This window comes from Phormidesmis sp. 146-33, assembly GCF_052939515.1.
In genome coordinates, this window is record NZ_JBJPHU010000178.1 from 1 (window position 1) to 9,245 (window position 9,245).

12 protein-coding genes and 1 pseudogene are annotated in these 9,245 nt (G+C 48.6%); 5 read left to right on the plus strand and 8 right to left on the minus strand.

The features are described 5' to 3' along the window. Positions 1-183: 183 nt before the first annotated feature. The 4 genes and pseudogenes from ACJ2PR_RS33635 to ACJ2PR_RS33650 all read left to right on the plus strand — a co-directional run bounded on the left by ACJ2PR_RS33635 (position 184) and on the right by ACJ2PR_RS33650 (position 4,127). Positions 184-651 (plus strand): hypothetical protein, encoded by a 468-nt coding sequence (locus ACJ2PR_RS33635; RefSeq protein WP_446880310.1) that lies wholly within the window; start codon positions 184-186, stop codon positions 649-651. A gap of 160 nt (positions 652-811) precedes the next feature. After that, a pseudogene (locus ACJ2PR_RS33640) lies at positions 812-2,171 on the plus strand (ISKra4 family transposase); the annotation flags it as partial. Positions 2,172-2,675: 504 nt separating this feature from the next. Continuing rightward, positions 2,676-3,338 (plus strand): tyrosine-type recombinase/integrase, encoded by a 663-nt coding sequence (locus ACJ2PR_RS33645; protein WP_446880320.1) that lies wholly within the window; start codon positions 2,676-2,678, stop codon positions 3,336-3,338. 36 nt (positions 3,339-3,374) lie between these two features. Further along, complete coding sequence (locus ACJ2PR_RS33650) at positions 3,375-4,127, plus strand: DUF1295 domain-containing protein (RefSeq protein ID WP_446880311.1); 753 nt, start codon at positions 3,375-3,377, stop codon at positions 4,125-4,127. On the opposite strand, the gene ACJ2PR_RS33655 is transcribed toward ACJ2PR_RS33650, so the two are convergent. Next, positions 4,108-4,758: a hypothetical protein gene (locus ACJ2PR_RS33655; protein WP_446880312.1), complete on the minus strand. Its 651-nt coding sequence runs from the start codon at positions 4,756-4,758 to the stop codon at positions 4,108-4,110. The two genes, ACJ2PR_RS33650 and ACJ2PR_RS33655, sit on opposite strands and share 20 nt — an antisense overlap. 575 nt (positions 4,759-5,333) lie before the next feature. Here ACJ2PR_RS33655 and ACJ2PR_RS33660 point away from each other — a divergent pair. Then, entirely contained in the window at positions 5,334-5,738 is a 405-nt protein-coding gene (locus ACJ2PR_RS33660) for an excalibur calcium-binding domain-containing protein (RefSeq protein ID WP_446880313.1), read from the plus strand. A 31-nt stretch (positions 5,739-5,769) separates the two neighbouring features. Here the strand turns inward: ACJ2PR_RS33660 and ACJ2PR_RS33665 are convergent, their stop codons facing one another. From ACJ2PR_RS33665 to ACJ2PR_RS33695, 7 genes are all read right to left on the minus strand, one after another. Then, on the minus strand, positions 5,770-6,075 hold the full coding sequence (locus ACJ2PR_RS33665) for a hypothetical protein (RefSeq protein ID WP_446880314.1): 306 nt from the start codon (positions 6,073-6,075) through the stop codon (positions 5,770-5,772). Positions 6,076-6,155: 80 nt separating this feature from the next. Further along, positions 6,156-6,527: a hypothetical protein gene (locus ACJ2PR_RS33670; RefSeq protein ID WP_446880315.1), complete on the minus strand. Its 372-nt coding sequence runs from the start codon at positions 6,525-6,527 to the stop codon at positions 6,156-6,158. A 428-nt stretch (positions 6,528-6,955) separates the two neighbouring features. After that, a complete protein-coding gene (locus ACJ2PR_RS33675; RefSeq protein WP_446880316.1) occupies positions 6,956-7,213 on the minus strand; it encodes a hypothetical protein in 258 nt (85 codons plus the stop codon). 76 nt (positions 7,214-7,289) lie between these two features. Next, entirely contained in the window at positions 7,290-7,937 is a 648-nt protein-coding gene (locus tag ACJ2PR_RS33680) for a nucleotide-binding protein (RefSeq protein ID WP_446880317.1), read from the minus strand. Positions 7,938-8,414: 477 nt separating this feature from the next. After that, positions 8,415-8,627, minus strand: coding sequence for a hypothetical protein (locus tag ACJ2PR_RS33685; protein WP_446878199.1), 213 nt, complete (start codon positions 8,625-8,627; stop codon positions 8,415-8,417). Positions 8,628-8,649: 22 nt separating this feature from the next. After that, positions 8,650-8,883 (minus strand): hypothetical protein, encoded by a 234-nt coding sequence (locus tag ACJ2PR_RS33690; protein WP_446880318.1) that lies wholly within the window; start codon positions 8,881-8,883, stop codon positions 8,650-8,652. A gap of 14 nt (positions 8,884-8,897) precedes the next feature. Next, the coding region (locus tag ACJ2PR_RS33695; RefSeq protein WP_446880319.1) for a DUF2887 domain-containing protein at positions 8,898-9,245 on the minus strand (348 nt) is incomplete at its 5' end.

Consider the following 9,245-nt stretch of genomic DNA (forward strand, 5'->3'; position numbering starts at 1 on the left):
CGCAAACTCAAGCAGTTGCGAAAACAGGCTGCATCGTTAGGATTTGACCTCACACAGCAGCCAGCTTCTACCGCTTCGACTTAAAGATTGTTTCTTAGGAGTTCGATGAGAGTGGCTCGCTTCGTTTCAATCGGCTTCAGCCCCCTAAATCCCCCAAAATTGGGGGACTTTGAACGAGAAATATTGTCTCAAAGTCCCCCAAAATTGGGGGGTTGGGGGGCTGAAGCTGATCGCAACGAAGCGAGAAAACTCCATCGAATTCACGTTACATTACAAACTACTCAAAAGCTCAAAGAGAGTGACCGACGACAATTTATGGCAGAAGTGGTAAAAGGATTAGGCATCGGTGGACAAACCCTGGCAGAACGAGAATTGGGATGGAATCGACGTACCATCCGCAAAGGAATGCAGGAACTCCCCAGTGGACAACCGATTGAGGATGGCTATGCCCGCAGCGGACGTAAACGCATCGAAATCAAACTGCCCAATCTGCTTGCCGACATGGGAGCTATCGTAGACCCTCAAGCTCAGACCGACCCCAGCTTCAAAAGTACCCGTTTATTAAGGACGTTATCCCTCCTATCATCACTACTCAAGCAACTTTACTGGGTTCTTCTCTTTACCTTAAGGGGAAGGGTAAATAAAGGCTGAAACACTGAGTGCGTAATCGTTAACGTAAGTTTCTATTCCATTGCGACGGGCGCATCTATTGGTTGGGGGAGCGACTGTCGGCGATTCGCGAGAATAGAAGTAGTCAACAAAAAAGGGCAAACCCCAAAAGGGCTGCCCCAGTAACAAAAAAACTACTTTCATGATAACGCCTGATGAACAGTCCACTCCCATGACGCGAGAGTGGCAGCAGATGCGAGAGCAATTCCATCAAAGTACAACGCTTGCGGCTCTGGTGCTGACAGCATGGCAGATGGGTTTATGGCTGGTTCGTGCGTTTGTGGAGTACGAGCTAAACCGACGAGCGCAGCAAGCAGAGCAGTGGGACAACTGTGCTGAGTGCGGAGCCAAACTCCAGAGCAAAGGGTTTGTGGGGCGGAGGATGCTGACGTTGGTGGGGCCGGTGGAATGGAAACGGCGAGTGGGACGATGCCCCAATCGCTGTAGAGGCAGTCATGCAGTGCCGTTTGATGAAGCCCTTGAGATCGAGCCTTACACAACAAACCTCGGTGGAGTTGATGCGACTGGGGTGCCTGCTTGCGGTCTTCCTCCCGTTTGGCTTAGCGGTTCACCTTTTGAATCAGTTGAGCGGTGTTTGCATCAGCGACGCTGCCCTGTGGCAGTGGGTGCAGCAGTGGGGTTCAAAGCAGAGGGCAACTATACAAGCTGAAGTAGGAGCATGGCAAGCGGGGCATGGGCTACCCCCTGAGGCAATGGATGAGGACGTGGCGACCTTGCCCCTTCTGATTGGAGCCGACGGCGTGACGGTTCCGTTCCGTCCGCACTCGAAGAGCAACAAAGGGAAGATCGTCTACCAGGAAGTCAAGGTAGCACTGCTGACCCACTTGGGCAGTCGCATCAAACGCTCAGGCGAAACGGTAACTCAACTGGTGCAGCGTCGCCTGGTGGCCATTCGTGGCAGTATCGATGAATTGCAACCGCTGCTTGAACTAGAAGCCCATCGACAGCAGATTTGCAAAGCCAAGCAGGTGGTGTGGATCAGCGACGGTGCGCGGGGCTTTTGGCGACTGTTTGAGCGCTGCTTTGCTCACCTTGCCATCGGCATTTTGGATTTCTATCATGCCAGCCAGCATCTGTTTGAGGCAGCCCTTGCCTCTGGCCATACGGTGAAAAATCGTACCCCAGAGCAATGGTTTACGCGCTTGCGGCATCAACTGCGGCATGGCTATGTCCATCGCATCCTCAGTGAATTGAGCGCACTGTTAAGCTATGCGTCCACCCCACAGACCGCCAAGCCAAAGCTCAACCAAGGGCGGAACTATCTCAAACCCCATCTCGAACACTTGCAATATCGCCAGTTCAAACAGATGGGACTGCCGATTGGCTCTGGCATGGTGGAGAGCGCTTGCAAGTGGTTGATTACTCAACGATTTAAGGGGGTTGGGATGCGCTGGAGTGAGTCAGGGTGCGATCATCTCCTGTATCTCCGGGTCGCTTGGGTCAATCAGCGCTTCGATGAGTTGTTCGCTGACCACCCCCTTTCGCCTGACTATTACCCACAACCAATAGATGCGCCCATTTACAGTCTTGCTGCTAACTTCTTTAACTGCCGCTCCAACGTGGCAACCCGCTTCATCAAAGATTCAACCGAATCGAGATCAGTGCACCCCAAATACTGAGCGATCGCTTCCTGCACCACTTCACTTTCACTCTTGCCCGTCTCCTGACAAATCCCCTGGATCTGAGCTTTCCAGACATGAGGCACCCTAGCCCCCACCATTGGCTTCTGACCCTTGCCCATGATTTCTCTGCAAACCTGGTTAGCCTACAAGAAATAAGGTGCCCATGATTGAGGAGGGAGTCACGATTGATAACTGAGCTAACCAAGTTGACCCTTGAAGAGCAATCTCAACAAGGTGGGGGTCATTCTCAATAGAGCGTTGAAAAATAGCTGTCATTTTTGGCTCAACGAGAGAATGGGGGTTTCAGGCTTCCAAACTGTCTGTAAATGGGTCATAATTCGGACAGTTTGAAAAACAGTGCAAATGTCTACTCGATCGCTGCCTACTCGACAGAAAAATAAGGTCTACCGCAGTCGAGAACATCTCACGCCCAATGAAGCGATGCACTTGATCAAAGTTGCTGGGGAACGAGGACGACATCGACTCCGCGATCGCACCCTTCTATTAATGATGTTTCGGCATGGTTTGAGAGTAGGGGAAGCCTCGTTGTTGAAATGGGATGCCGTGATGTTTGATGAACGAAATATTTCGATCACCCGGCTCAAAGGTAGTGAAAGTGGCATCCATCGACTTCAGACCGATGAGTTAGAAGCCTTGATGCAATTGAAAGAATGCTATCCCGGAAACTATCACCTGTTTGTTGACGAACGGGGTAAGAAGTTATCGACGGGTGCGATCGCGAAAATTGTGATGCGATCGGGTGAGTTAGCTGATTTACCTCTACCCGTTCATCCTCATATGTTGCGTCATAGCTGCGGGTACTACCTGGCAGAACAGGGATTACCGACGCGAGACATTCAAGAATATTTGGGGCACAAGAATATTCAGCATACGGTTCGGTATACGGCTGCAAATCCGGCTCGGTTCGATCGGATTCAGTGGCAGTTAATGGAGGTGACAGAGCAGCAGGTAGAGGAGGCGATGCCTTTGGCACACGAGAACGTGACCGCGCGTTTGGAATTTTGATTGGCTCTCTCAGGGCGAGAAGAAAACCGAGTTGTAATGACGAAAACCGAAGTGGACGCGAATTATGATGCTACTGACGAATTTCAGGATTCGTGTCACACTTTGATCACCCTATCGAGTTCTGACAACATCATGGAAGAAAATGTCAGCATTGATCGTTGGAACGGTAAGGCGTTGACGGCGATTAATTTAGGTAAAGGTCTAACTATCCTGCTACTCGCACTTTGCGCGGTTTTGTATGGAATTCACGATTTCCGCCAACTTCTCTACCTCTGTTTGCATGGTAGTTATTGTCTGTGGTGGCTCTTAGAGCAATGGTTCTACCCATCTCGACGACAAATATTCAATCAATCCCTTGGATTTTTAGGATTTGTTTCAACCCTGCTCGTGGTGGGCGTGTTCTACACTCTACCAGGCTATCTCGCGTTTATTAATCCAGTGCCACTCTCGCTGAGTACGGCAGCGATCGCATTACTTCTCTACATCTTCGGCAGTTTGATAAATACGAGTGCAGACCTTCAAAAGTTGACTGCTAAACAATGGGGGGCGGATTTGGTCAGCGATGGGTTATGGCGATTTTCCCGGCATATCAATTATTTTGGTGATTGGTTGCGCTACCTCAGTTTCAGTGTACTAGCGGGTTCAATGTGGGCTTATCTTGTACCAGGGGTGATTCTCCTGATGTACCTGCAAATGATGGCTCAAAAGGAGAAAACGATGCCTGAAAAATACCCAGGATATGCGGAATATCAAAACAGCAGTGCCCGGTTCATCCCATTCGTTTGGTGAAGTGGGTGTGTTTGCGTTGAGAGAGCCATCCTAGCCCCAAGACAAGAACGGGTACGATCGCAAAAGAAGGTTCAGGAACGGGTTCTGCATCCGTAAAGCGAAACGTTCCACTGGCTGAACCCATGACGCTAGGACTGTACACAAAAGGGGATGCCGGATAGTAAGCAATGAAACTATCCAAAATTCCCACCGTCGTCCCATCTTTTACCGCATCCAGGAGCAGGCTTTGTGGGGTATATTGCCCGGACGGAGTGCGATTAAAGAGGAGATACTGACCAATTCTGGACTGTCCGCTTGTCCATTGGGTGTAGGTGCGATTAAAGAAGTCGAGGGAAAAATCTGCAAAATCAATTCTCCCTGGAACGCCCAACGCATAGGTGTCCCGGTAAACGCTCAACTCCTTCACGAAGGTCAACTTAGATTCATCGTAGGTGAATGATCCTCGCCCTTGAGTGCCGATCTCTGGCAGTGGCAAATTATTTAAGGCAGGATCAGGGCTTTCTAACGATGGTGGCGTGACTCGATTAACGGTCAGTTCAAAGTTTTGCCGAATTGTTGCGGCATTGATAGGAGTTGGGGCAATGAGCAAGACACCCAGGGCGCTAAGAAGCCAGGTTGTGATTGGGTGCATGAGGCTGAACACATAAAGGTTGGAGCGATCGTAAGGAAAAAACTTGCCCTGAGCCTACCTCCCAAGAAAGAACTGGAAAAAGGACTCTGCAATCTCAGGGTGACTGTAAATATTTACAGTTAGAAAGTGGGAACTGAGAGAGGGACTCTAGAAGGGTTGCATAACCTCCTGATCTGGCTCGTGTATGTTCTTGAACATCAAATTTGGAACTCATCATGCGCCATAAGTTTTTAGGGCTACTGACTTTCTCACTTGTGCTTTCAGGATTTGTCATCTCACAGTCTGCTTCAGCACAATCAAATGAACTGAACGCTAGTGCCGTGATTAATGCTCCCATTCAACTCAATCCACAACCTGAACCCCCTGGATACCAAGGTGGCGGTTCAAATAACATCTAATGCTGTGGTGATAAAGAAGGCTGTAACTGCAAGTTTGTGAGCGATCGGTTCTAGGGGTTGCGGTTTTCTACAACTTAAGAGTGATTTTGTGTCTGTTGATCTTCAGATTCCTGGAGCTTTTTACTGACCGATGTATTGGTAGGTACTGCCCACAATATGTTGCTCCAGATCGACTCCATGAAAACCCTCAAACCTGCTGCAATCCGACTCAACGCCCCTGTTGTGATTTTCTTTGGAGCCTTGATTATTACGAGCTGTCAACCTTCCACAGATCAGGCTCAATCTCCTCCCACCGTCACCCCTTCTGTCAGCCCTTCCCCCTTACCGTCTCCTAAAGTTATTGAGCCAAGCGTTAAGGCAGAAGTTAAACCGTCTCCGGTCGAGACTCAACTAACTCAGACAGAAGCGACTCCAACTCCTATGCCTGAAGAAACGATCGCTCCAGTTCAAGAAAAATCCGGCTATGTAGCTGGAACGTGTAAGGAACTGAAGGCGCAGGGATTGAGTGATTTTCGTCCTGGTGATGCGAACTATACTGCGAAGCGCGATCGGGATAATGATGGCGTTGCTTGCGAAAGTTGATGAGGTTGTTTTAACAAGGCGGTAGGCACTCCTAAAACGGGATCTCTGGAGTTGTTACTGCTACTCCGCCACCGTAGACATCGTAGGTAACATCTACGGTTTGAGACACCTTGATCTGCATTCTGGCGCGTGAGAGCGAGGCAAGTCCTACGGATAATTTTTTGTAGTCTGAGCCATTGAGCGTTTGTTTTTGGCGATCGACCCCTAAAAACCCAACCCCATACCGAACTTTGATCGAAGCACCCACAGGAAGTTTGAAAAAGGCGGTTCCATTTGCATTCCAAAAGCTTTCAACCGTTCGCCAATCTCCTGCTTCAATTCGTTTAGTACGAATCATAAATGTGTTCTCCTATTTTTCTTGGTTGATTGAGTAATTGACCAGCCGACCTCTGAAGTAAGCTGGCCAACCATGAGGCGTTAGGGAGATAAGTTAATCACGGGAGTCCTTCTAACTACCGGAACTCCTCCAGTGGTGAAGTTGCGAAGCTGGATTTTTGCGTAGATTTCCTCGCCTCCTAGCTCTGTGTCCAAGTCATCGCCTTTGACGACGGTAGTTAGCGTGCGCTGTACCGAATTCGTAGAGGGATTGAAGTTGCTGGCAGCGACCAATCCGGTGATGTTGTCGTCGCTAAAGGTATCAGACTCCCGGATTTGGATCGAGTCGCGAAAGGTGTAGTTGAGAGGCGGGTTTTTCTCCTGATCAGTGAACGTTGCGGTGTAGGTCACTTTCAGCGTCCAGAGACTACCAGACTGTGAGGCACTAATCGGTTGGATGTTTGTAATATTCATATTGATGTCCTTGAGTGTGAGTGCAAGCTAGAAGCGAACTTGCTTGAAATGAAGGCTCCAGTGAGAGGCTTTCCTTTAGCTGAATGAGATGAACAGGACAGGAAGAGATCTGTTTAAGTTCATCCTTTGATCGGTTGCTTGCCTTCTTCAATAGTGGGACACATCACCTGCTCTCACTCTTACCCGTCTAGGTACTTTCTAGATAAGACTTTCCAGCGATTGAACGCGAAACCTAACAATCTGGTCACACAGGGCAAACTACGATCGAGATCTCCAGATAATCCAAATTAGACTGTCACCCCGTCCGGGCGTTAACTCATTACTCCAGTTTTACCTCACGCGGGTAGAAAATTGGCTTAAGTAGATATCTTTATGACATCACTTAAACATCTTTTAGAGGCTAACTAGATGTAAAAACGATTCTATTATTACCCCTTCTCTTCCATTTCCCGATCGAGCTTTTCATAAATTGCTTCCAAAATCCACTGGTGACGACTGGGTGCAGGACGACGACTCTTAACCGCTCCATCCACTCGTTTCAGCAGGTCTACAGGTAGGCGCAGCTTCAATCCCTTTACTTCCTCGTCGGTAGGTTCCTCGACTGGCTGAGGTGCCACCACTTGAGGGGCTGATCCGCCTTCCTGGATAAATTCATCAACACTGGCTGGCTTACGTCTGATCACCATTTGACCTCACTGTGACTTCTTTAAGGACTCTAAGAAACATCGAACTGACTTCTAAAAGATTCTACTATGACATCACTTAGATATCGAACAGAAGTTTATACAGCTTTTTGACTTCAGCGATCGCTTTTTGGTCAGACGGTTTGACTTCAGTGACAGCCAGCCCGTTTGCCGCCGCAGATCGGAACGCTTTACGATTTCCCATTGGCGCATCGATAAACTCTAGACCGGGGGTTTCTTTAGCGATCGCGGCCGCTTCCGCATTATCTGAACCTTTCGCATCGGCTCGATTGATCACGCAGACGGCTTTGAGACTTTCATTGAAAGCGCGGGCTTCCTCAACTAGTTTGCCAACACTTTCTAACGTCCAGACATCGAAGGAGCCGGGGAGGAAAGGGATCACGTAAATGTCTGCAACTGATAAGGCGGCCCTTTGTCCAGCCGTGTCTCGACCGCCCACATCGATCACTACGTCGTCATACTTTTTTGCCATGCGCGTCACTTCCGATCGCACCGCAGCTCCATGTAACTTGATTGAGGTATAGCCTGCCCCACCCTTTTCGATCATGGCTTCGTTACGGATCGCCGTGAAGTCTGAAGCTGTCCCCTGGTCATCCGCATCGACGAGCAGCACATCCATTCCATCATTCGCCCTCATCACCGCCATGTTGGTCGCAAGGGTTGTCTTACCTACGCCACCTTTGATTCCACCACAGACAAGGATCATTTTGATGCCCTCTTAATCTCTTAGTGATATTTATATGAGGTAAGAGTTATATCGTCAAGGGGTCAGAGTGATGTCATAGTGACATCTAGAAGATATCGAAGCTTATATTTGCTGATTAGAGATGCGACATAGCTGTTCACCGTATCAGTCCCTCGGCTTTGTTTGCCCTAGACAGAACGATTGGTGTGGGAACTCCAACTGCGTAGTTTATTGCGTAGCTATAAATCTTTCAAATGAAGATTCTTGTCTCCCTCCTTCTCATCGCTAGAGCAACACTAATCATCGGTTTAATGACTCATGACCCGAACGATCCCGACTTGGCAAAGGATCTACTCGGTCTCATGACAGAGGCTACAGTGCTGTATCCAAAGCCGAAGGAAGAAAAAGAACGGGGCAAAACCAAATAGGTTGCTTCTACATCAAAAAGGCCACAGTCCATCGCGGTTGTGGCTTCTCTGTTGAATAGTTTGGCAGAGACTAAACGAACTGCATTCCTCGAAGAGGCTGGCATTTTTTGAAACTGATCGAATCCTCATCCAGGAATCCTGCAATCATCATTTCAAGAACGCCTTCGATCGGTTGATCGACCTGAGCAGCATAAGCCTTTAATCCAAGTTGAATTTTCTCAGGCAGGCTATTCAAGATCAGTTGAGCAGCTTCGGGACTTAAAGATTCTGAGGTGGCTTGCATGGCTCTTGTTCCAACGTTCGTTTTACTGAGCCGTCTCTTGAAAGTTTGATTTCCTGCCGAAATCGATTCCTACAGGATTGCAGCCAACAAAGCTGACCGAATCCTCATCCAGATAGCCTGCAATTGCCATCTCGATCACTGCCTCGACTGGATACTCAAGTTGAGCCGCACAGGTCATCAACCCCAATTTAATCTTCTCTGGTAAAGCGTTGAGGAAGGCTTGGGTTGCTTCGGGTGAAAGGTGTTTAGTCTGCATGAGTGACACGATGATTATTTTGTTTTTTGAGGAATAAACCGTCGGATAGTTTCGATAGGCAACTTGTAATACTGAGCGATTTCCTCAACGGTCATTCCTTTCTCTAGGAGCAAGGGCACTGTAATTTGCAACATTTCTTCCCGCTCTCCTTCTCGCCCTGCTTGTTCAGCCTCTTGATACGCACGAGTCTGTTTTAGATCGCCCAGTCCTAACATCTCGCCTATCTCCTGAAAATTTAGCTGTGGAAATTTGTAAACGAAGACCGTTTCCACTAATTCTATGAAATTTCGCTGGATTGTCACATCCGTAAGCTCTTGACGAGTTCGCTCAATTAACGCCCGTCCTTTCGCTGGAGCTTGTTT

What these genes read in the sequence shown, in the direction of transcription:
- ACJ2PR_RS33645 (WP_446880320.1), top strand. Translation starts at nt 2,676, where the DNA reads ATGTCTACTCGATCGCTGCCTACTCGACAGAAAAATAAGGTCTACCGC.
- ACJ2PR_RS33650 (WP_446880311.1), top strand. Translation starts at nt 3,375, where the DNA reads ATGACGAAAACCGAAGTGGACGCGAATTATGATGCTACTGACGAATTT.
- ACJ2PR_RS33655 (WP_446880312.1), bottom strand. Translation starts at nt 4,758, where the DNA reads ATGCACCCAATCACAACCTGGCTTCTTAGCGCCCTGGGTGTCTTGCTC.
- ACJ2PR_RS33660 (WP_446880313.1), top strand. Translation starts at nt 5,334, where the DNA reads ATGAAAACCCTCAAACCTGCTGCAATCCGACTCAACGCCCCTGTTGTG.
- ACJ2PR_RS33665 (WP_446880314.1), bottom strand. Translation starts at nt 6,075, where the DNA reads ATGATTCGTACTAAACGAATTGAAGCAGGAGATTGGCGAACGGTTGAA.
- ACJ2PR_RS33670 (WP_446880315.1), bottom strand. Translation starts at nt 6,527, where the DNA reads ATGAATATTACAAACATCCAACCGATTAGTGCCTCACAGTCTGGTAGT.
- ACJ2PR_RS33675 (WP_446880316.1), bottom strand. Translation starts at nt 7,213, where the DNA reads ATGGTGATCAGACGTAAGCCAGCCAGTGTTGATGAATTTATCCAGGAA.
- ACJ2PR_RS33680 (WP_446880317.1), bottom strand. Translation starts at nt 7,937, where the DNA reads ATGATCCTTGTCTGTGGTGGAATCAAAGGTGGCGTAGGTAAGACAACC.
- ACJ2PR_RS33685 (WP_446878199.1), bottom strand. Translation starts at nt 8,627, where the DNA reads ATGCAAGCCACCTCAGAATCTTTAAGTCCCGAAGCTGCTCAACTGATC.
- ACJ2PR_RS33690 (WP_446880318.1), bottom strand. Translation starts at nt 8,883, where the DNA reads ATGCAGACTAAACACCTTTCACCCGAAGCAACCCAAGCCTTCCTCAAC.